The organism is Lolliginicoccus suaedae (assembly GCF_008312885.1).
GTDB lineage: Bacteria > Actinomycetota > Actinomycetes > Mycobacteriales > Mycobacteriaceae > Lolliginicoccus > Lolliginicoccus suaedae.
This window is the reverse complement of sequence record NZ_VSSO01000001.1, coordinates 820,422-841,552: the sequence shown is the minus strand read 5'-3', so window position 1 is coordinate 841,552 and position 21,131 is coordinate 820,422. Positions and strand designations below refer to the sequence as shown.

The window sequence follows — 21,131 nt, the reverse complement described above, 5'->3', positions numbered from 1 at the left end:
ACCTCCATCAGGACCGCGAGCCGATGCTCGCGGGTTGTTGCTGCCGCAGCTGCATGCGCGGCACGTTGATGACCGGCGCGTGGTCGTGCCCCGGCCGGTCGACGGTCACCTCGATCTCGTAGACCTCGCTGAGCAGCGTGCTGGTGAACACTTCCGCGGGCGGGCCCTCGGCGACGATGGTGCCGCGCGAGAGGACGGCTACCCGGTCGGCGAGCGTCGCCGCATGGTTGAGGTCGTGGAGCACCACTCCGATGGCGACGCCGTGGTTGTCGGCCAGGGCGCGCAGGAGCTCGAGGATCTCGGCCTGGTAGCGCAGGTCGAGATGATTGGTCGGCTCGTCGAGCAGGAGGACCTTGGTGTCCTGCGCGAGTGCGCTGGCGAACCAGGCGCGCTGGAGCTGGCCGCCGGACAACTCATCGACGAGGACATCGGCATTGGTGGTCATCCCGGTGAGCGCGAGGGCCTCCTCGATGCGCCGTGGCCCATCCTTGTCGCGGCCGCGCCAGCCTGTGCGGTGCGGGTGCCTGCCGAACTCCACGGCATCGCGCACGGTCATGCCCGAGGGTGTCGGCCTGCTCTGGGCCAGCATGGTGAGCTGGCGCGCGAACTCCTTGCTGCTGAGCCTGGCTGCGTCGCGGTCGTCATCGAGGGTGACCGTGCCGGCGCGGAGCCGTTGCAGCCGGGCCAGCCCCCGCAGCAATGTTGACTTGCCCGAGCCGTTGGGCCCGACCAGTGCGACCACCGCGCCGGTCGAGAGGGTGAGGCTGGCGGCCGATACGACGTCCGCGTCCCCGTAGCCGATCGTCACCGCGTCGGCGGCGAGCGCGGAGCGTCCACATTGCTCATGCATGGCGGTAAGCGTAGCCGAACCTAACCTGCCGGTGGTGCTCGCCCTCGGCGGAAGGGGCTGGCCCGGGCGAGGAGGGGCGGCCCGCCTGGCGCCGGTGCCCGTGGGCGCGCTTCGCGATCCCGGCGATCGCTGAGTAGCGTATACCTGCCAAGAATCAGACTCGCGCGGCATGAGGGGAGCGCTGAGCACTGGACGCACTTCCGCGTACCGAGGAACGGATGATCCGGCTCGTCGCCATCATGGCGGGGATCGCCGGTGTCGTCTTCATCCTCGCGCAGGCCGCCGCGATCCGGGAGCAGGCCACGGTGGCCTCTGCGGCGTGGTCCGTGCCCGCTGCTGTGGTGCTCGCCACCGCAGCGCTTGGTCCGGTGGTGGCAGGGATGCTCGCGCCCTTGCACTGGGTCCGCATGACCGTCGCCACCTACGCCGTGCTCTACGCCCTCATCGTGCTGTCCGGGTTCGCCGCCTATCCGCGGGGAGCCCTCGATTGGGGGGACTGGCCCTGGACCAGTGCCGTCGGCGGCGCGGCCGCGGCGATGGTCGCGGCCGTCGCGTCGGGCAAGCTCGCCTGGCTCCACTACGTGGCACTGGTGGTGCTCATGGTGGCGCAAATGGCGTGGGCCACCGGAGGGCTATGGCTCCGGCTCCTGACGGCGGAGATCTCCGGCTCCATGGCCCTTGCCGTCGTCCTGGTCACCGCGGTCCTGGCGCTGCGCCGGGGAGCGGCGCTGGTCGATCGCGAGACCGCAGCCATGTGGCACGCTTCGGCGCGTGCCGCGGCATCGCGTGCCAGCAGCGAGGAGAGAGCGCGCGGCAACGCCCTCGTGCATGACTCGGTCCTGTCCGCGCTCGTCCTCGCGGGCCAAGGCCATGCGGGCGAGGAGGCCGTGAAGGCGGCGCGCCATGGGCTTCTCGCGATCCGGGGTCTCAAGCATCCCGCGGAGCGTCCCAGCGATCTCGCCCCGGACGCCGCGGCTGCCCTGATCGTGCCGCGGCACGTGGGAGCGTTCGGCATCGAGCACCGCATCGTCGTGGGGGGCGGGAAACCAGTCCCCGGAGCCGTCGTCGAAGCCATCTCCGCGGCTGTCGCCGAGGCTGTATCGAATTCCCTGCGCCATGCCGGAGCCGATGGCCGAGAGGTGGCACGCCGCATCCACGGCCGCATCGCGCCCCAGCGCATCGCTGTCAGCATCACCGACGATGGGACGGGGTTCGACCCGCGGAAGGTGTCGCCGCGGCGAATGGGCATCGCCTTGTCGATCAAGGAACGGATGCGGCAAGTGCCCGGCGGGCACGCCGAGGTCATTTCCGCCCCTGGACGAGGAACGACTGTGCGGATCGACTGGCGGGCAGGGTGAAGCGCGAGGCCGTTTCCGCGGCCGCCCTAGCGGGCCTCGGTGGGCGCTCGGCCATCGCGGTCATGGTGGCCTGGGTCGTCCTGGGCAGCGCGGGGGCCGTGATCGCGAACCCGACATGGCTCGGGATGCTTGGCGCGCTCATCATCGGTCCGGCCGCGCTGGCGATGTCGATCCTCGCTGTCGCCGGGCGCAGCGATCCCATGCCAGCGCTATCGGCCTGGCTGGCGGTGGTGCTGGCTCTGCTCGTGGCGGTCTCCGAGTCCTGGGTGATCGAGATGGATGGTCGCCAGCCGCGCTGGACCTGGGTGGTGACCGTGGCGATGATGTCGGTGCTCGTGGTCCGTGGTCGGATCGTCGCCGCGGTGGCCGGCCATGTCGTTGCCTCGCTCGCGCATGCCTTGATGCCCGTTGTTGCCGGTGATGGGTGGCGGGGCAGCATCGCGTCGTTGCTGATCTGGACCTCGTGCTTGTTCGCCATCGGGATCTGCTTCGCGCTGACGCTGCGGGCGCACAGCCGCAGGATATCGAGGCTCCGTGTGGCTGGGGAAGCCCTCGCGGCGGAGCGGGCAGCGGTGGAGGCGCGAGCGCTGGAGTCCACGAGGCTGGTCGCGGAGCTCGAGCGCATCGCCGTCCCGCGCCTCGAGAGGATCGCGAGTGGCGGGCCGCTCGATCGCGCGGAGAGGGAAGACATTCTCCTCGTCGAGGCGACGCTGCGGGATCGGGTCCGTGCGCGCATCCTCGCGAGCGATGTCGTGCTCGAGGCAGCCACCCGTGCCCGCCGCACGGGCGTCGAGGTCGTGCTGCTCGATGACGGTGGGCTCGCGGGCGCGGGCAGTGGCACCGTGGAGGCGATGCACGCGCTCGTTGCTCGCGTGCTCGACGAGCAGCGGGACGGTACCGTTACCGTACGGGTAGTGCCGCCAGGGAGGAAGCACGCGTGCTCCATCGTCTCGACCTCCACCTCGGGGACGCGCCGGATCACGGTGCGGCGGGGAGCGCCCATCCAGATCGAGCAGCAGGTGGAGGGCCCCGCATGCCGCTAGGGAGGTTCATGGCACAGGAGGACACGGCGTCCGGACGCATGACCCGTGTGCTCGGATTCGCCCTCGGCATCGCTGGGGCTGCTTTTCTCGGCATCGAGCTGCCCGGCATGCTCGAGCAGATGGCGGGCAACCCCTGGTGGTGGCTGGTCCCAGCGATCATTGCGATCCCGGGCATGTATGCCGCGATGATGGTTGCCTCGGTGTGGGGCAGCGCGCGTGCCGTCCGGATGATCTGTGGTGCCTATCCCATCCTGTACATCCCTGTCGTCGCGGCGCTGCCGCTGGCATTCGAGCAGGGTCGGCTCCCACCGATCACGATGCCGTGGCCGCTGCTCATCGGGTCCGGGACGATCATCACCGCATCGTTCGTCCTCCCGCTCCGCGGGCTCGTTCCCATTGCCATCGCCTATGCGGCCCTGCACGCGATGGGCACATCATGGGCCCAGCATGGGGTGCCGGCGGGATGGGCGATCCGCGAGGGCATCTCCATCGCCATGATCGGTGTGATCTTCGCGGCGATGATCCGCAGCGTGCAGGCGAACGCGGCCACCATTGATTCCGAGTCCGCGGCGCTGCGCGCCGGAGCCACCGAGAGGGTCCGCGAGACAGCGATCAGCCAGGAACGGGACCGGCTCGATGCGCTCGTCCACGACACGATCGTGTCCACCTTCGTCGCCGCGTGCAGCCGGGCGCCGTTGCCGGCCGTCCGGGAATCCGCGCGTGGCAGCCTCGAGACCCTTGACTCCCTTGCCCGCAGCGACGATGGCGACGAGCCCGTCGGCGCCCGCGAGGTAGTGGCGCGGCTGCGCCAGACCGTGGGCGACGTCCGCGAGGATTTTGGCTTCCACGCGGTCGTTGATGATCCAGGTGCCACCTATCGCCTCGAAGTGGTGCGGATGCTCCAGGAAGTGATCGCCGAGGCCGCCCGGAACAGCGTCCGCCATGCCGGCGAGGACGCGCGGCGCGGCTTGCTCGTGCACTGCGGTCCTGGATTCGTCAGCGCGATGCTCGCCGACAACGGGGCCGGCTTCGACCCCACGCGCATCCCGCCGCGCAGGCTCGGGATCCACACCGCGATGCGTGGGCGCGTCGCGATCATCGAAGGCGCGGGGCTCGACATCGATAGCGCGCCCGGCGAGGGGACCACCGTCACCGTGACCTGGAGCAGCACCAATGAATGACGGAAACCTTGCCCGCACGGACACGCCAGCGCTGATCGGCCTGGGCAGCGGCGGTGCTCTCGCCATCGCAGCCGCGTGGACCATCGCCGAGTGCGCGAGGGCATTCACCACGGGCACGTGGGACCGCGGCCCCGCATGGTGGCTCGCCTCGGTGCTGCTGATCGCCGCTGCCACCTGGTTGCTGCTCCGCGCTCCCGGCGACCCGCTGCCCGGGCGAGCGGCGACGGCCATCGCGGTACTGCCGGGGCTCGCTGCGATCGCGAACATCGCGATGATCGGCGAACCAGACCGTGTCGCGCTCTACGCCTCGTGGACGTGGCCGACCGGCACCATCATCTTCTGCTTCCTGGTATTGCGAGGCCGGCTGGGAGCGGCCTGGGCGGGCGAGGCGTTGCTCGCCACGACGATTCTTGGCTGGTGGTTCATCGCCGGTCCCGTGCCGTCGGATGTCGCGGATCCGTGGCAGGAGCTGTCGTGGAACCTCAGCATGATCGGCACCTGCACGGTGCTCGGCATCACGCTGCGCAGGCAGGTCAGCGTCATCAATGAGCTGCGCGATACGACGGCGTCGGTGGTATCGGACCTGCATGGCGGAGCAGCACGATTGGCCGAGCGCGACCGGCAGCTCACGTACCTCAACGAGACAGCGCGCCCCCTCCTCGAGCGGATCGTGCATGCCGAGCAACTCACTGCGGACGAGATCGCCCAGATCGCGCTGGCGGAGGCGCAGCTACGGGACCGCATCCGGGCCCGATCGCTCGCCACGGAAGAGATCCTCGCCGCGGCGCAGGAGGCCCGCGCACGCGGCGCGACCGTGATCCTGCTCGATGACGGTTCCCTCGAGGGCATGCCAGAGGCCCAGCGGGCCAGCGCGGTGCACGCCATCAGCCAGGCGCTACGGGGCGCGCTGGACCGGGCTGGCCCGGGCACGACGGTGACGGCTCGCGTGCTGCCGCCGGGCCGCCACGCCCTGGCCACGGTCCTGAGCATGGCCGATAACGGCGTCGCACGGTTCGAGATCACGCCGGAATCCCTGGCAAGGGTGCGCTGAATCGCCGCAGGCATGGCTTCCGTGCCACAATAGGCGGTCGTGAAGACTTTCGACGCGCTGTTCGCGGAGTTGCAGGATCGTGCCGCTGCCCGCCCCGAGGGGTCGGGCACTGTCAAGGCGCTCGACGCGGGCGTGCACGCCCAGGGCAAGAAGGTCCTCGAGGAGGCCGGCGAGGTATGGATCGCGGCCGAGTACCAGTCCAACGATGAGCTCTCCGAGGAGATCTCGCAGCTGCTCTACTGGGTGCAGGTGATGATGATCGGGCGCGGGCTTTCCCTCGAGGACGTCTACCGGCATCTCTGAGCGTCGCACCTGCCGCCCACCACGACCGCGAGACCCGAAGGAACCAATCCCATGCTGCGCGTTGCTGTCCCGAACAAGGGCGCCCTTTCCGAGGCTGCTGCCGAGATCCTCGCCGAAGCCGGCTACCGCAGCCGCTCGGACAGCAAGGACCTCACGGTGCTCGACCAGCTCAACCAGGTCGAGTTCTTCTTCCTCCGGCCCAAGGACATCGCGATCTACGTGGGTTCCGGCGAGCTCGACCTCGGCATCACTGGCCGTGATCTCGCCGCCGACTCCGGCGCGCCCGTCCGGGAGCGGCTCGCCCTCGGCTTCGGCAAGTCCACGTTCCGCTATGCCGCCCCAGAAGGACGCGATTGGACGGTCGAGGAGCTCGAGGGACTGCGCATCGCGACCTCCTACCCGAACCTGGTGCGCGCCGACCTGTCGCGCCGCGGCATCAACGCCACCGTGATCCGTCTCGATGGGGCGGTCGAGATCTCCATCCAGCTTGGTGTCGCTGACGCCATCGCGGATGTCGTGGGATCCGGGCGGACGCTGCGGCAGCACAACCTCGTCGCGTTCGGTGACACCCTCTGCGCCTCCGAGGGAGTGCTGCTCGAGCGCGAGAGCGATGTGCCCTCCACACCCGCGCGCGACCAGCTCGTCGCCCGCATCCAGGGCGTGGTGTTCGCGCAGCAATACATGATGCTCGACTATGACTGCCCCAAGGAGCTTCTCGAGCAGGCCACCGCGATCACGCCCGGCATCGAGTCGCCCACCGTCGCGCCGCTCGCCGACCCAGGGTGGGTGGCAGTGCGGGCCATGGTCTCGCGCCGGTCGGTGAACAACGTGATGGACGACCTCGCGGCGCTGGGCACCAAGGCGATCCTGGCCTCGGACATCCGGTCCTGCCGGCTGTAGGTGCCGGGCTATCCGACGCGCTGGGCGAACCCCTCGAGGATGAGCGACACCTTGTTCTCGAGCCTGACGCGTCCCTGCCAGAGCGTCTCGTCGGACAGGGCGTCGGAAAGCACGCCGGGGCGAACCCAGTCCTCCCGTGCCAGATCGCGGAGTGTGCCGCCACCATCGACGGGCGCATCGAGCCGCTGCGTGGCCGTGAACGTCGTCAGCGTCAGGTCGCCGATCAGCTCGATCGCCAGGATCGCATCGTGCGGAGTGAAGCCCTGTGCAACGAGTCCCCGGACCAGCTTCTCCGCGAGGCAGGTCATCTCCTCGGGGGAGCGGGTCGCCGTCAGCATTGTCTCGGTGAGCCCGGGATAGCGTTCCAGCATGTCCCAGGTGGTGCTGGCGAGCTTCGGAAGCATCGTGCGCCACGGCTCCTCAGGGTCCGGCCAGGGCATGGACGCCACGGCCTGCGCGATGCAGGCCTGCATCAGGGCATTGCGGTCGGCGTAGTAGCGGTAGAGCGCGGAATGCGAGACCCCGAGGCGACGGGCGACAGCGGGCATGGTGGCATCGAGCAGGCCTTCCGCGAGCGCGGCGGCCACGATATCGTGCTCGTGCAGCACTCTGGGCCGGCCGGACTTCTTCCTGCTCGATTCATCTGCCATGGGAGGAAACTTTAGTGCTGTAGCAGTTCACCGTGCTGCAAACAGGACGGGGTGGGCGCGAAATGTTATCGATCCGGTGAAGCGCGTGAGCAGGCACCGGCCCCTGGTCCGGCACTGCTATCGACGTCGTACTAGCAAGGTCTGCGCCGAGCGGCCCAGCGCGCCGTGCTCGTCATGCAGCGTTGCTGCGCACATGCCGATGCCCTCCGGGCCGACCGAGGACTCCGCGGAGACACCCACCCAGTCGCCCGTGGGCTGTCGGTGCAGATGCACGGTCAGGTCCGTGTTGAGGTAGGTCCACTTGCGGATGTCGAGCTTCGCTCCGAGCCCGTTCGCTGAATCCACCACGGCGAACAATCGTTGCAGCGGAGTGATCGGTTCCGTGCCGACCAGTGGCACGAGGGGCCGCCCCCAGAACTGCCCCGGCCCGGTGCCGCCGGGCTTGTTCAGCAGCACCCACTCCACCATGTGCACGTAGCCGGGCGGGAAGAATTTGGCGGGATCGGCATCCCGGCCGGTATCGCGGTGCCGCATCGATTCGTCATGCACGATGGTGGAATCGCTGGTGTCAGCGGTGGCGAGCCGCCAGGCCTGCGCGGTCGCGACGGGCCGGAACGTCCCATCGTCGAGCTGGGCCTCGAGCTCGGCGCGCAGCAGCTCGACCTTGGTGCCCGGACGAGTGACGTAGGCACGGACGCGGCACTCGGTGAGCGGGATCGGCCCGAGGATCTCCACCGACACCCGCGAGAGCCGGGCATCGTCGCGCGGCTCGCACTGCTCGAGAGCGCGCACCAGCAGCGCCGCGGGCGGGGAGCCATGCTGCATGCTCGACGACCACACGCTCACGGTGGAGCTAGTCGGCTGGACGTGCTCCCACTCGGTGTCATCCTGACCGTTGAGGGGCAGGTAGAACGGCTGCGCCATCGTGGTTCCTTCGTTCGCTGCCGGCGCGGGCGCGCGCCAGTGCATGTGAGACATCGTGTATACCTTATCGCTTGGCCGCACTGGGACCGACCGGGCGCTAGATCCCCATGCGCCATACCAAGGCGTCCACCGCGCGCGGGGAGAGCGCCCCGATCACGCGGAGCGCGTGGGCGTAGCGCGGGTGAACCTCCACGGGGCGCGTGCGGATCGCATCGATGATCCACTCCGCGGCGCGCTCCGGGCTGATCGCGGGCGCCGAGGCATACTTGGCGGTCGGGGCGATCATCGCGGTGCGGACCAGGGGGAACCCGATGGTGGTGACGTGCACGCCCTCGGGCCTGGTCTCCGCTGCGAGGCTGCGGCCGAACGCCGCGAGCGCGGCCTTCGATGCGTGATACGCGGTGAACAACGGCATGGAGCCCGCAGCGACGCCCCAGGTCGCGACATTGACGACGTGCCCCGAGCGGGCCTCGAGCATGGAAGGCAGCAATGCCATCGTGAGCCGTGCCGCGCCGAAGTAGTTGATCGCGATGGTGCGCTCGTAGTCATGGAACCGATCGGCGGCGTCCGCGCCACTGCGACGGATGGATCGGCCAGCGTTGTTGACCAGCACATCCACTCGTTTGTGCCGGGCGAGGATCTCGGCGGACAGGCGCGCGGAATCCTCGGCGCTCGCCAGATCCCCGCTGATCGCTTCCGCGGAGCCACCGGCCGCGACGATCTCGTCACGGACCTCCTGCAGGGCCTCGGCGCCGCGGGCGACCAGGACGAGCGTGGCACCGCGCGCAGCGAGCGCGAGCGCGGCGGCGTGGCCTACCCCGCTCGAGGCTCCAGTCACGACGATGACCTTGTCCTCGATGGCCTTCCGCCGCGAATGCGCGAGCCGCCCCGGGATGAGGGAGCGAACGGTGTCGGTGATCCGCTGCGGCGGGTTCAGCAGGTAGTGCATCGCGGGCTTGCTCCTTCGTTCGTACTGGTCAGGCATGCTGCTCGGGGAGGCAATCGATCCACTCCAGGTAGCCGGTGGCGGCGATGCGTCGGCCGTGCCAGTCGCCCTCATAGGTGCATGCGGCGACGTAGCCGCGGCCGTGGCCATAGCGCGGCTCGGAATCCACTCTCGCCAGGAACTCTCCCACGACCTCGCTGTTGCTCCGCACGGCCCATCGCATGAGCGCAGGGATACGCATCGTCCGGCCCAACGGATCGACGGCCGGAGCGGACTGGTGCTCCAGCACTTCGAGGGTCACATCGTCATGCACCTCGGCGGGCCCGTCGAACGTTCGCACGTGGGCCAACCGGCACGCGGTGGCGCCCGCGGCCCGGACATCGGTGAGCAGCAGCTGCGTGCTCTCATCGAGATTGATGATCTGGTAGGTGAAGAAGTCCACCGGGAGCTTTGCTACCTCGGGCAGCGGCCGCGGCGCTAGCGACTGGGGAGACATGCATCGCGCGTACTCGACCGTGCACAAGTCCGAGATCCGCGTGGTTCCCCGCTCGTCGGTGAGCGTGCCTGTCACCGTGGCGAGCAGGCTGAAATGGTCGTAAGGCGGGGTGCGCACGAACCAGGAAGCGTGATCGGTCGCGACGACGGCCAGGTCCACCTCGAGGTGCTCGTAGCGGCCCCGTACCCGGTACCGGGGATGGTTTGCGGTGATGGTGAGATCCTCGCCCCACGAGAGCACGGAACCGTCAGCCCGGAAATCGCAATCGCGGCGCGCGTCATACGCCCGATAGTGATGATGCGGCCCGGTCGCCGTCGCGGATAGGACAGTCGCGGTGTCGCGGGCGTCGGGCATCGCGAGGTAGTCATTGTCGAAGCATCGCGTGCCGGTGGCGCCGATGAACGTCATCGTGTTCAGGAACCGGTAGGGCTCGGGCAACCGCGGCAGGAACACCCCGTAGTGCGTCCATGCCCAGAGGCGGGACCCCACGTGTGGCCGCATCATCGTGGGCTCATCGAAAGGCTGCGTCGAGCAGCTCATGCGTTGATCCATGCGGGGCGCCACATGATTGATCAGCAGCCGGGTTCCCGCAGCGAGGGCTTTCCCGGGGAGCGAGGTCGTGGGGTCGCTGGTGCTCATGCGCTCGCCTCCTCTTCACGATGCATGGCCGCTGGTTCATCCTGGCGCGGCTGCCACCCGGGCGGCGCGAAAATATACCCGAGCTTGTCGCGCCAGGATCGAGCCGCTCGCACGTCGCGGAGGATCTTCCCATACTCGCCGTACTGGAGCTTGAGGACGTTGTAGGTGCCCACCGGCGTGGTCAGCCCGTACCGGGGGCGATGCAGCTCCTCCTGGAACGTGCCGAACAGCCGGTCCCAGATGATCAGCACGCCGCCGTAGTTCTTGTCGAGGTACTCGGGGTCGCTGCCGTGGTGCACCCGGTGGTGCGACGGGGTATTGAGGATGAGCTCGAACGGGCGGGGGAGCTTGCCGATCGTCTCGGTGTGCACGAAGAACTGGTAGACGAGGTTGAGCCCGAACGCCACATAGATGGTCCAGGGGGCGAAGCCGAGGAGGGGGAGCGGGGCCCAGAAGATCGCCTCGGACCACGGGTTCCACTTTTGCCGCAGCGCGGTGCCGAGGTTGAAGTACTCCGAGGAGTGGTGCGCCTGGTGCGCGGCCCAGCCGATACGGACCCGGTGCGAGAAGCGATGGTTGCAGTACCACGCGATGTCGAGGATCACGAACAGCACGACCCAGTACCACCAGGTATCGGTCGGCAGGTGCCACGGCGCGAGGTAGGTGAACAGGAAGACGAACGCCACCATGGTGAGCAGCTTGAAGATCGCTATGAACACCAGCGCGCCCGCGCCCATGGACAAGCTCGTGCGGGTATCGATGCCGAGGTATCCGAGCGGTCGAGGCCCTGCTGCGTCGCTCCCTGCTGCGGCATGCTCGGCCTCGTGGTGGCGATGGTGCCGCAGCGCGATCGCTTCGATGCCGATGAAGATAGCGAACACGGGCAAGGCATACAGGATCGGGTTCTCGATCTGCTGCCAGATGTCGTGGAGCATCGTTGCGCCTCCTGGTTGACCAAGTAGTAAGTTACTATTTAGTCAAATGAGGAAGGCCGAGTCAATACCCACCAGCCTGGAATGCTTGGATGGGACCATGGCCACAGCCGGAACCAAAGGAGTCCCTCGCCCCGAGCGGGAGCGCCAGATCCTCGACATCGCCGCCGAGCACATCGGCCGCGTCGGCTACGCGGGACTGTCCCTCGCCGATATCGCCACCGAGGCCGGAGTGTCGAAACCCCTCGTATACGGCTACTTCCGCACCAAGGATGGCCTCTACGCCGCCTGCGTCGAGCGTGCCGCCACGATCCTCGCCGACGCCATCGAGAACGCGATCACCAGCACCGTCAGCCTCGAGATGGCACAACACACCCTCGACGCCATCTTCACCGCGCTCGAACCCCGGCCCCACGACTGGAACGTGCTCTTCGACCGGTCCGCGCCCCGCGAAGGACCAGCCGGAGAGTCCGTCCGCAACGCCCGCCGACGCATCGCCAACCAGGCCGCCCGCGGCATCGCCACCGTCTTCGACGCCACCGGCATCACCGACCCCCACGACCTCTCCGCGCTCACCGACGTCTGGATGGGCGCGGTGACCTCACTGGTCAACTGGTGGCTCCGGCACCCTGACCAGACCGCCGCCGATATGAGCGCCCGCAGCAAGAGGCTCATCGACGCGCTCGCTACCGCGCAGCGCTAGCTCCTAGTCGCCCGGCCATCCCGGGTACTCCGGCGGTGTCCCGCCAAACTCCGGGCACAATGCCTGGTGATCGCACCAGCCGCACAGCTTGCTCGGGCTCGGCCGGAAATCCCCGCTGAGCCCCGCCGCGCGGATCGCGCCCCAGATCGCATCCAGCGTCCGCTCGAAGCTCCGCAGCTCGGCCTCGTCCGGGCTGAGCGTCATCACCCCGCCATCGCCGAGGTACATCAGCTTCAACTGGTGCGGGATCACCCCGCGCGTGCGCAGCAGCATCAACGCATAGAACTTCATCTGGAACAACGCGCTGCCCGCGTAGAGCTGCCTCGGCGCCCGGCCGGTCTTGTAGTCCACCACCCGCACCTCGCCGGTGGGAGCGACATCGATGCGGTCCACGAACCCTCGCAGCCGAACGCCGTCCCCCGTCTCGGCCTCCACGAACAGCTCGCACGACTCCGGATCGAAGCGCGTGGGATCCTCCATCGTGAAGTACCGCTCGACCAGCCGCCGAGCCTCCCGCAGGAACCCGTCTCGATCCTCGCCGACCAGCTCCACCACTTCAGGATCATCGGCCACCAGGCGGTCCCACGCCGGGCCCAGCAGATCGATCGCCTGCGCTTGGCTGCGCTGCGGGCGCGGCAGCCCATACAGGGACTCGAGCGCCGAGTGCACCAGCGTGCCCCGCGCTTGCGCCTTCGTCGACGGCTCCGGCAACCGATCGATCGCCCTGAACCGGTAGAGCAGCGGGCACTGCTTGAAATCATTCGCCCGCGACGGCGACAGCGCCAGCGGCTTGCGCACCACTGATCCGCTGGTCGCACCCGTCGAGGAAGTGTCCTGCCGGACGGTGCTCGGAGGGGTGGCCTGCGGCGTCTGCGAATCCATGGTCACCAAGGATAGGCACCACCACCGACAATACGGCGCACGCAGCCGACGGTGTACTGTGTCACGGTCACGTACCAAGGGAGGACACCCCCAGCATGAGCACCAGAAGCGGACCATTCCGCGACGGCGACCGGGTCCAGCTCAGCGACTCGAAGAACCGTCGCTACACGCTGCTGCTCAAAGCCGGGAGCGAGTTCCACACCCATCGCGGCGCCATCCTCCACGACGACCTCATCGGGTCCGAGGAAGGAAGCGTCGTGAAGTCGAGCAACAGCACCGCATACCTCGCGCTGCGGCCCCTGCTCACCGACTACGTCCTCAAGATGCCCCGCGGCGCCCAGGTCATCTACCCCAAGGATGCCGCGCAGATCGTCCACGAGGGCGACGTCTTCCCCGGCGCGCGCGTCCTCGAGGCCGGTGCGGGCTCCGGCGCGCTCACCTGCTCGCTGCTGCGCGCCGTCGGGCCCACCGGCGAAGTGATCTCCTACGAGATCCGCGACGACCACGCCGAGCATGCCATCCGCAACGTCGAGAACTTCCACGGCGAGATCCCCGAGAACTGGCACCTCACCGTCGGCGACGTCTCCGATTTCACCGGACAGGTGGATCGCGCAGTGCTCGACATGCTCGCGCCGTGGGAAGTGCTGCCCGCCGTCGCCAAGGCACTCATCCCCGGTGGCGTCCTCATCGTCTACGTCGCCACCGTCACCCAGCTCTCCCGGGTTGTCGAGGGGCTCCGCGAGCAGCAATGCTGGACCGAGCCCAAGTCGTGGGAATCCCTCGTGCGCGAATGGAACGTCGTCGGCCTCGCGGTCCGGCCCGAGCACCGCATGCAAGGCCACACCGCGTTCCTCGTCTCCGCCCGCCGCCTTGCCGACGGCGTTGTCGCGCCGAAGCCCCAGCGACGCCCCAGCAAGGGATAGCCAGGCGGCACCGTACGCCCCGGCCGCGAACCGATCGTGGGGGAGTGCCACACTGGCCCGGTGACGCCGGCACCTAGCAGGCACCCCGTCCTCGAACTGCTCGACCGCCGCCGAGCAGGCCACCGCGACAACCATCGCCTCGCCCTCGCCATCGAGGGAGGCGGACCCCGCGGCGCCTACTCCGCGGGCATGCTCACCGCCCTCGACGCGCACCGCTGCCTCCCGAGCTTCGACGCCCTCTACGGATCCTCCGCCGGAGCGTTCAACGCTGCCTGGGCGCTCGCCGACCAAGCCGGGCTCGGTGCCGCCGCCTACTCCGACCCGGCCGTGATCCCGCACCTCTGGCGACCACGCAACATCCTCGGGCCCGGCGCCATCGTGGACACCCACCACCTCGCGCGCACCGTCTACACGCGCATCATCCCCCTCGACTACCAGCGCGTTCTCGACAACGCCGCCAGGTTCCACCCCATCGCGACCGACGCGGACACCGGCCTCGCCGTGGACCTGCGCCCCTGCATCACCGACATCGCAAGCCTGCAGCGAGCCCTCGCTGCCACCGCGAACCTCGTACTGCTCGGCGCCCCACCGATTCCCATCGACGGGCACCGCTACGTCGACGCCGGCGTGGCCGAGCCGATCCCATACCGAACCGCGATCGCCCACGGCGCGACCCACATCCTCGTGCTTCGCACCACCCCAGCGAGCACCACGCCCTCCGGCATCCCCGCCCACCAGCGCGCGTTCATGCGGGCCTGGCTGGGCCGCCGCGCCCCCGGGGCACTGCCTGCCTGGCTCGACCGCTACGAGCAGGAGACTGCGGACAACGACATCCTGCACCAGCACAGCACCACCCCCGATCTCTCGCCGCATATCCTCGAGGTCCGGCCGCCCGATGGGGCCGAGCGGGTCATCCGACACCCCAAGCACCTCGGCGGATACCGCGAAGCCGTGCACCTCGGCGCCGTGGCCATGCACGACATGCTCGGGGTGTAGCGCGGCTCGCTGGGTTCCTGGCTTCGGTTGGCTTCGCTGCTTTGCCAGTGGAAACTTTTCCCGCTCAGAGCGGGAAAAGTTTCCACTGGCGGTGGGCATCGGGCGGGGCTAGCCAGGCCTCCGGTGCGCGAGAGCGGCACGGATCTCGCGGAGCACCCCCGCCGCATCATCGGAGAGGCGGTGCCAATCGAATCGCAGTATGTGCCAGCCCGCGTTGACCAGGATGTTCTGCCGCTGCAGATCGCGGGCGAAACGCTTCGCGTCCCGGTGCCACGCCCACCCATCCACCTCGACCGCGACCCGTTCGCGCTCGAACGCGAGATCGATCTCGAATCCGTGGGCGCGAACGTGCAACCGCCAGCCGGTGATGCCGCTCCCGCGCAGGGCCCGCACAAGCATCCGTTCCGCTTCCGAGGCTCCTCCGATCGCGGCGATGGCCAGCATCCGGTCCGCTCGGGCACCGCCGCGCCGGGGCATGTTTCGCTCATGGGCCTTTATCAGTGTCGGCAGCAAAGTGTGGCGCTGAAGCGCGCGATCAAGGAAAACAGTGCCGCGGGGTTCCGCGACAGCGGTTTCGAGAATCGCCAGTTCGCGGGAGATGACGGCGACTCCCCGGACCCGGGTCCGGTCGGTGGCCGGGACATCGCGGCGCAGCACGCTGGCATCGCGGATGCGCGCACGCCGGTTTTGTGGGATCGCCACCAGGTGAGTCGTGGGCGGGTGGTCGAGAATACGGTGCCACCAGGCAGCGGACTGGCCCCGCGCAACCGCTCCCGGCCCTGCCGCGAGCACAGCGGCCCGCAGCCTGGCCGCTGCGGTCACGGGCCGGTCCGCCGCGATATAGATCCCGGCCTGGAGGCAGCGCCACTCGCCGATGGCGACGTGGCCATCGATCTGGTGCCGGGACATGCCGAGCTCGAGCGCGCGAGACCTGGCGATCACCCCATCGTGGCGGGCCAGTGCATGAAGGACCTTCCTGGGAAGCATGCATGCTTGGACGCGCAACGGGGCGGGTTGGTTCCGTTGCGCGCGTTTTGGCGGCCATCGCGCTTTGCGAGTGGAAACTTTTCCCGCTCAGAGCGGGAAAAGTTTCCACTGGCGGTAGGCCCGCCCGCGCGGGAGGCAACGCTGCTCACGCACTAGCGTGTTGCGCATGGGCATGGGGGATGCGCGGCTCTCGCGGTCGCTGGGCGTGGTGGATTCGGTAGTGGTGGGCCTCGCCGCGATGGTGGGCGCGGGCATCTTCGCGGCCCTGGGGCCTGCTTCGGCGGCTGCGGGCGATTGGTTGCTGGTCGCCTTGGCCATCGCTGCGGTGGTGGCGTATTGCAATGCGCGCTCGTCGGCGCGACTGGCCGCGGTGCATCCCGAGTCGGGTGGCACATATGTCTATGGGCGGGAGCGGCTGGGCCCATTCTGGGGCTATCTCGCGGGCTGGGGCTTCGTCGTCGGGAAGACAGCCTCGTGCGCGGCGATGGCGATGACGGTCGGTGCCTACGCGTGGCCGGGCAATGCCACTGCCATCGCGGTGCTGACGGTGCTTGTGGTGACGGCGGTGAACTATGCGGGTGTGCAGAAGTCTGCGCGCGCGGCCCGGCTGATGGTGACGTTCGTGCTGCTAGTGCTGCTAGGAGTGGTGGTGATCGCGCTGGCGGGCGCGGGTGGCCCTGCCTGGCCCTGGACTGGTGCCGAGAGCGGCGGCCTGGGTGGCATCCTGCAGGCAGCGGGGCTGTTGTTCTTCGCGTTCGCGGGCTATGCGCGGATCGCGACGCTGGGCGAGGAGGTACGCGACCCTGCCAGGACCATTCCGCGAGCGATCGGGTGGGCGCTGGCGATCACGTTGGGCGTATACCTCCTGGTAGCGGTGGCTGTGATTTCTGCTCTGGGCCCGGAGGGAGTGGCCGGCGCGATTGATCCGCTGGCCCAGGCCGTGGGATCGGTGCCGGGCGCGGAAGCGGTGGTGCGCGCTGGCGCTGTGGTCGCGGTCGCGGGCGCATTGCTGTCACTGCTGCTCGGGGTCTCGCGGACGGTTCTCGCGATGGCACGCGACGGTCATCTTCCCTCGGCGCTGGCTGCGGTGCATCCGCGGTTCGGGGTGCCGCACCGGGCGGAGCTGGCGGTAGGCATCGCGGTCGTGGTGCTCGTGCTGCTGCTCGATGTGCGGGGGGCGATCGGGTTCTCGGCGTTCGCGGTGCTGTTCTACTACCTGGTGGCCAATGCGTCGGCCTGGACGCTGGATCGGTCGGCGCGGGCCCGGGTGATTCCGCTGCTGGGCGCGGTGGGGTGCGTGGTCCTCGGTCTCGCGCTGCCGCTGGCCTCAGTGGTGGCTGGCCTGGTGGTTCAAGCGCTGGGGGCCGCGGTGTACGTGGTGCGGCGACAGATCGGTGCCTCGTAGCCCGCCGCAGTGCTGCGGCGGCAACCCATGACCGATTGACAGTGGAAACTTTTCCCGCTGAGAGCGGGAAAAGTTTCCACTAGCGGCCCGGACCTAGCGGCCCGGAACCACCGGCCCGGAACCACCGGCCCGGAACCACCGGCCCGGAACCACCGGCCCGGACCCAGCGGCCCGGACCCAGCTCACCCCTGTGCGGGCACCGCGAGCTCGGCGAGGAGGGCGCGGACGCGCTGCTCGATCTGGTCGCGGATGGGGCGGATGTCGGCGACAGTGAGCCCGGCGGGGTCGTCGAGGGTCCATTCCTCGTAGCGGCGGCCGGGGAATATGGGGCAGGCGTCGCCGCAGCCCATGGTGATGATGACGTCGGCGGCCTGGACAATCTCGTCGGTCCACGGCTTGGGGTACTCGGTGGTGATGTCGATGCCGATCTCGGCCATGGCATCGATCGCGGCGGGGTTGATCTCGGTTCCGGGCTCGGAGCCGCCGGACCAGGCGGTGGCGTGGTCTCCGGCGAGGTGCTGGAAGTAGCCGAGCGCCATCTGGGAGCGTCCGGCGTTGTGGGTGCACAGGAACAGCACGGTGGGCTTGCCGTCGTGGTGGTGTCCCTCGACGCGGGCGAGGGCGGTGAGGCGCTGCTTGGCGAAGCGCTCGGCGAGCAGGGGCAGGAAGTTGGGGACGGTGGCCTTGCCGGCGAACTGCTCGTAGGAGGTGTGGAGGAACCGGTCGATGGTCTCGGTGCCGAAGATGCCGGTGAAGTGCTCGGCGAGGCGGGTGGCGGCCGACTTGAGGGCGATGTGGTGGTCCATGGAGAGGTCGCGGCGGCGGTAGTCGGTGGGGGTGCTCATGGCGTGCTCCTTGGTGTGGCCTGGTAGTGGGGGGCTGTGCGGGTGATGCGGGTGGCGAGCTCGGTGATGGCGGTGTCGAAGTCGGTGTCGGTGCCGGTGCGGGCGGGGTCCGGGATGGACCAGTGCGCGCGGGGCACGGTGGGATCGAGTTCCTCGTGGGCGTTGTCGCAGACCGCGATGAGCGTGTCCCCGTCGGCGAGGTCGAGGCGCTGGGGCTGCTGGGGACGGAGGGGGATGTGGTGGCGCTGCGCGGCTGCGAGGGTTCCGGGGTGGATGGTCGGGGCGGGGCGGGTTCCTGCCGAGGTGGCGGGGATAGTGCTGTGCTGGGCCCAGAGCGCGGCGGCGAGCTGGGAGCGGGCCGAGTTGTGTGTGCAGAGGAAGACGATGCGCTCGGTGGTGCGCGCGGCGCGGGGGAGCAGGTGGTCGAGCGCGTCGGTGTCGAGGGTCCAGTAGGCGCGGCGGCGGTCGGCCTCGGAGCGGTGCTTGTGGATGAGTGCGGCGGCGGCGAGGGTCTTGAGGTGGTGGGCGAGCAGGTTGGACGACATGCCGAGGGCGTGCTGGAGCTCGGTGGGCGATTGGTCGCTGGTGGAGAGGAGATCGGTGATGCGGACGCGGGCCGGGTCGGCGAGGGCCGCGTGGATGGCGGCGCGGCGGTGGACGTCAGTGGATCCTGTGCCAGTGGTCATGGCGCCATCCTCATTCTTCTAACTCAGCAAGTATTGACTCAATTAATACGAGCTAATGCCCGGCATGCAACCCCGGTACCACGATCTAGGATCAGCACCATGCCGGTCGACCACCCGAGGCTGCCCCCGCACGCCTACGACGCGGCCCGGCAACGCATCGGCGCCCCCGCCCGCGAAGCGATCGCCGCCGCGCGCTGGGTGATCGACAGCGCCGCCTTGCTCCACGTGGCACCCCACCAGTTGCGAGCCGCCGCCCAGCAGCAAGTCGAGGCGATCATCGGAGCCCGGGCCACCGAGCAGCTCGCGGCGATCCCGCTCGACGAGCTGCGCCCCCACCTCGATCGGGGCACGCGGCTCGCCGCGCTCGAGTCAGCAGGCGTTCGTACCGTTGCCGATGCCGCGAGGGCCGAGCCGCAGCACCTGACCGCCATCCCTGGCGTCGGCTACCACACCGCTACCCAGGTCGCCTCCGCTGCGCGCGCGGTAGCCGAGGAGATCACTCGAGCGACGCCCCTGCGCATCGATCCGGACCGCGAGGACCCGGCGCAGGCACGACTGCTCGCCATCGTCGCGGCCATCAATCGGGCCGACTCCGCTGCCCTCGATCTCGCCGCCATCCAGCCTCTCGCGCAGCGCCTCGCCCACGCGGTTCCCTCGGCCGAGCGGGCAGCCAGCAGATGGCGGATGCTGTTCACCGGCACCGCTGCGAAGCATCGCGTCCTCGCAGCGCTCATCGATGTCGAGCATGCGCTCACCGAGCCCGCATCGGCCGTGCTGCGAAACCGGCTGGGCGCGGCAATGCCCCAGCTCGATCCGCGATCGTATCCGCCCCATCAGGTGTGGCAGTGGTTCCGCGCCGATCCGGCGGGCTTCTACGCCTACCTCTCCACCCTCGGCATCGCGGCCGGCGCGACCGATACGGAAGGATCGCGCGGCTACTTCGACGATGCGCTCGCGCGCCGCATCAGCGAGGTCGAGCTCGATGCGTCGTTGCTGCGCTCCTCGCTGCGTGGATACCAGCGCTTCGGCGCGCAGTTCATGCTGCATCGCGAGCGCACGCTGCTCGGTGATGAGATGGGCCTGGGCAAGACCGTGCAGGCCCTCGCGGTGCTCGCCCACCTGGCCGCCCGCGGCCAGCCCCGCTCCCTGGTGGTGTGCCCGGCGAGCGTGCAGGTCAACTGGCTGAAGGAGACAACGCGGCACACGCTGCTGCCCGCTCGTAGCCTCCACGGCCGCGACAAGCTCGACGAGCTCGATGCCTGGCTGGCCGGGGGCGGGGTAGCAGTGACCACCTTCGGGACGGTCGCGAGCCTCGGGCTGGCCCACACCCCGATCGACGCGCTGATCGTGGACGAGGCGCACTACGTGAAGAACCCCGACACCCAGCGCTCCGGGATGATCCGGCACCTCGCGATGCAGGCCGAGCACGTGATGTTCCTCTCGGGCACGCCGATGGAGAACCGGGTCGCCGAGTTCAAGGCGCTCATCGGCTATCTGCAGCCCGACGTGGGCGAGAACCTCGACGCGGCGGCCACTCTCGCTGGGGCGCGGGCGTTTCGGCGCCGCGTCGCGCCGGTCTACCTGCGCCGCAACCAGGAGGACGTGCTCGCCGAGCTGCCCGAGCGGATCGATGTGGAGGAATGGGTGGAGCTCACCGGCGAGGATGAGGCGGCGTACCGGAGCGCGGTCATGGAGGGCACGTTCATGCGGATGCGCCGCGCGGCCTGGGAATCACCACGCTCGGCGAAGCTCGAGCGACTGGTCGAGCTCGCCGACGAAGCCGGCGAGGATGGGCATAAGGTGCTGGTGTTCTCGTTCTTCCGCGATGTGCTCGAGGCGATGGCCACCGCGCTGGGGCAGCGGGTGGCCGGGACGATCACCGGATCAGTGCCAGCCGGGCAGCGGCAGCAGCTCGTCGACGGCTTCGCCCAGCAATCCGGACCCGCTGTGCTGCTCTGCCAGATCGATGCGGGCGGCGTGGGCCTGAACATCCAGGCGGCCTCAGTGGTGATCCTCGCGGAGCCGCAGTGGAAGCCGAGCAGCGAGGAGCAAGCGATCGCGCGTGCCCATCGCATGGGCCAGGCGCGTACGGTGCAGGTGCATCGGCTGCTCGCCAAGGACACCGTCGACGAGCACATCCGTGCCGTTCAGGAGCACAAGCGCGTGCTGTTCGATGAGTTCGCGCGCGCGAGCGACATGCAGGCCGAAGCCGCGGCAGCCGGGCTCGCGGGCCTCGCGGAATCGCAGGCCGAGCGGGCGGTCCTCGATCTCGAGCGCGCGCGCCTCGGAATCGGGCAGGCGCAGGATGTTCCGTAACAGGACTGCATAGCTTGTGCCCCAGGACACGGTTCTCTGCGACACTGATGCCATCGCACCGGGCGTCCGGCCGCGCTGGGCCTCCGGTAGCGCTGGGCCCCGGCAGGACTGGGCC

The 21,131-nt window shown here is 69.3% G+C and carries 21 protein-coding genes; 11 read left to right on the top strand and 10 right to left on the bottom strand.

Annotation, left to right across the window (positions count from 1 at the left end):
• Nucleotides 1–7: 7 nt before the first annotated feature.
• Nucleotides 8–850: an ABC transporter ATP-binding protein gene (locus FXO18_RS03835; protein WP_149359715.1), complete on the bottom strand. Its 843-nt coding sequence runs from the start codon at nucleotides 848–850 to the stop codon at nucleotides 8–10.
• A gap of 218 nt (nucleotides 851–1,068) precedes the next feature.
• Between FXO18_RS03835 and FXO18_RS03830 the strand changes: the two genes are divergently transcribed.
• Genes FXO18_RS03830 through hisG form a run of 6 tightly spaced genes read left to right on the top strand, consistent with a single transcriptional unit; the run spans nucleotide 1,069 to nucleotide 6,686 of the window.
• Nucleotides 1,069–2,208, top strand: a complete 1,140-nt coding sequence (locus tag FXO18_RS03830) for a sensor histidine kinase (protein WP_149359714.1) — start codon at nucleotides 1,069–1,071, stop codon at nucleotides 2,206–2,208.
• Nucleotides 2,205–3,251 (top strand): hypothetical protein, encoded by a 1,047-nt coding sequence (locus FXO18_RS03825; protein WP_149359713.1) that lies wholly within the window; start codon nucleotides 2,205–2,207, stop codon nucleotides 3,249–3,251. Before FXO18_RS03830 ends, FXO18_RS03825 begins: the two co-directional genes overlap by 4 nt.
• 8 nt (nucleotides 3,252–3,259) lie before the next feature.
• A complete protein-coding gene (locus FXO18_RS03820) occupies nucleotides 3,260–4,432 on the top strand; it encodes a sensor histidine kinase (RefSeq protein WP_149359712.1) in 1,173 nt (390 codons plus the stop codon).
• On the top strand, nucleotides 4,425–5,483 hold the full coding sequence (locus FXO18_RS03815; RefSeq protein WP_149359711.1) for a hypothetical protein: 1,059 nt from the start codon (nucleotides 4,425–4,427) through the stop codon (nucleotides 5,481–5,483). The genes FXO18_RS03820 and FXO18_RS03815 overlap by 8 nt, the downstream gene beginning before the upstream one ends.
• Nucleotides 5,484–5,522: 39 nt before the next feature.
• The gene (locus FXO18_RS03810; RefSeq protein ID WP_149359710.1) at nucleotides 5,523–5,786 is read left to right on the top strand and encodes a phosphoribosyl-ATP diphosphatase; all 264 of its coding nucleotides are present in this window, start codon (nucleotides 5,523–5,525) and stop codon (nucleotides 5,784–5,786) included.
• Between the two features lie 51 nt (nucleotides 5,787–5,837).
• Nucleotides 5,838–6,686, top strand: a complete 849-nt coding sequence (gene hisG / locus FXO18_RS03805; protein WP_149359709.1) for an ATP phosphoribosyltransferase — start codon at nucleotides 5,838–5,840, stop codon at nucleotides 6,684–6,686.
• An 8-nt stretch (nucleotides 6,687–6,694) separates the two neighbouring features.
• Here the strand turns inward: hisG and FXO18_RS03800 are convergent, their stop codons facing one another.
• The 5 genes from FXO18_RS03800 to FXO18_RS03780 all read right to left on the bottom strand — a co-directional run bounded on the left by FXO18_RS03800 (nucleotide 6,695) and on the right by FXO18_RS03780 (nucleotide 11,276).
• Entirely contained in the window at nucleotides 6,695–7,336 is a 642-nt protein-coding gene (locus FXO18_RS03800) for a TetR/AcrR family transcriptional regulator (RefSeq protein WP_149359708.1), read from the bottom strand.
• Nucleotides 7,337–7,453: 117 nt separating this feature from the next.
• Nucleotides 7,454–8,260, bottom strand: coding sequence for a thioesterase family protein (locus FXO18_RS03795; RefSeq protein ID WP_149359707.1), 807 nt, complete (start codon nucleotides 8,258–8,260; stop codon nucleotides 7,454–7,456).
• A gap of 97 nt (nucleotides 8,261–8,357) precedes the next feature.
• The gene (locus FXO18_RS03790; RefSeq protein WP_235900424.1) at nucleotides 8,358–9,245 is read right to left on the bottom strand and encodes an SDR family NAD(P)-dependent oxidoreductase; all 888 of its coding nucleotides are present in this window, start codon (nucleotides 9,243–9,245) and stop codon (nucleotides 8,358–8,360) included.
• Nucleotides 9,238–10,341 carry a DUF6670 family protein gene (locus tag FXO18_RS03785; protein ID WP_223114486.1) on the bottom strand — a complete coding sequence of 368 codons (1,104 nt, stop codon included), beginning with the start codon at nucleotides 10,339–10,341 and terminating at the stop codon, nucleotides 9,238–9,240. Before FXO18_RS03785 ends, FXO18_RS03790 begins: the two co-directional genes overlap by 8 nt.
• Complete coding sequence (locus FXO18_RS03780; RefSeq protein WP_149359706.1) at nucleotides 10,338–11,276, bottom strand: sterol desaturase family protein; 939 nt, start codon at nucleotides 11,274–11,276, stop codon at nucleotides 10,338–10,340. Before FXO18_RS03780 ends, FXO18_RS03785 begins: the two co-directional genes overlap by 4 nt.
• 97 nt (nucleotides 11,277–11,373) lie before the next feature.
• Between FXO18_RS03780 and FXO18_RS03775 the strand changes: the two genes are divergently transcribed.
• A complete protein-coding gene (locus FXO18_RS03775) occupies nucleotides 11,374–11,976 on the top strand; it encodes a TetR/AcrR family transcriptional regulator (protein ID WP_149359705.1) in 603 nt (200 codons plus the stop codon).
• A 3-nt stretch (nucleotides 11,977–11,979) separates the two neighbouring features.
• Here the strand turns inward: FXO18_RS03775 and FXO18_RS03770 are convergent, their stop codons facing one another.
• Nucleotides 11,980–12,774 carry a RecB family exonuclease gene (locus tag FXO18_RS03770; RefSeq protein WP_328593354.1) on the bottom strand — a complete coding sequence of 265 codons (795 nt, stop codon included), beginning with the start codon at nucleotides 12,772–12,774 and terminating at the stop codon, nucleotides 11,980–11,982.
• A 179-nt stretch (nucleotides 12,775–12,953) separates the two neighbouring features.
• Between FXO18_RS03770 and FXO18_RS03765 the strand changes: the two genes are divergently transcribed.
• Together FXO18_RS03765 and FXO18_RS03760 are read left to right on the top strand one after the other, a co-directional pair.
• Nucleotides 12,954–13,781, top strand: a complete 828-nt coding sequence (locus FXO18_RS03765) for a tRNA (adenine-N1)-methyltransferase (RefSeq protein ID WP_149359703.1) — start codon at nucleotides 12,954–12,956, stop codon at nucleotides 13,779–13,781.
• A gap of 60 nt (nucleotides 13,782–13,841) precedes the next feature.
• Nucleotides 13,842–14,777 carry a patatin-like phospholipase family protein gene (locus FXO18_RS03760; protein ID WP_149359702.1) on the top strand — a complete coding sequence of 312 codons (936 nt, stop codon included), beginning with the start codon at nucleotides 13,842–13,844 and terminating at the stop codon, nucleotides 14,775–14,777.
• A gap of 108 nt (nucleotides 14,778–14,885) precedes the next feature.
• Here the strand turns inward: FXO18_RS03760 and FXO18_RS03755 are convergent, their stop codons facing one another.
• Nucleotides 14,886–15,764, bottom strand: coding sequence for an endonuclease domain-containing protein (locus tag FXO18_RS03755; protein ID WP_149359701.1), 879 nt, complete (start codon nucleotides 15,762–15,764; stop codon nucleotides 14,886–14,888).
• Nucleotides 15,765–15,930: 166 nt separating this feature from the next.
• Between FXO18_RS03755 and FXO18_RS03750 the strand changes: the two genes are divergently transcribed.
• Nucleotides 15,931–17,169 carry an APC family permease gene (locus FXO18_RS03750; protein ID WP_149359700.1) on the top strand — a complete coding sequence of 413 codons (1,239 nt, stop codon included), beginning with the start codon at nucleotides 15,931–15,933 and terminating at the stop codon, nucleotides 17,167–17,169.
• A 182-nt stretch (nucleotides 17,170–17,351) separates the two neighbouring features.
• On the opposite strand, the gene FXO18_RS03745 is transcribed toward FXO18_RS03750, so the two are convergent.
• Together FXO18_RS03745 and FXO18_RS03740 are read right to left on the bottom strand one after the other, a co-directional pair.
• On the bottom strand, nucleotides 17,352–18,014 hold the full coding sequence (locus FXO18_RS03745) for an arsenate reductase ArsC (RefSeq protein ID WP_149359699.1): 663 nt from the start codon (nucleotides 18,012–18,014) through the stop codon (nucleotides 17,352–17,354).
• Entirely contained in the window at nucleotides 18,011–18,700 is a 690-nt protein-coding gene (locus FXO18_RS03740; RefSeq protein WP_149359698.1) for an arsenate reductase/protein-tyrosine-phosphatase family protein, read from the bottom strand. The genes FXO18_RS03745 and FXO18_RS03740 overlap by 4 nt, the downstream gene beginning before the upstream one ends.
• Nucleotides 18,701–18,799: 99 nt before the next feature.
• On the opposite strand from FXO18_RS03740, the gene FXO18_RS03735 reads away from it, so the two are divergent.
• Entirely contained in the window at nucleotides 18,800–21,016 is a 2,217-nt protein-coding gene (locus FXO18_RS03735; protein ID WP_149359697.1) for a DEAD/DEAH box helicase, read from the top strand.
• Nucleotides 21,017–21,131 lie beyond the last annotated feature (115 nt).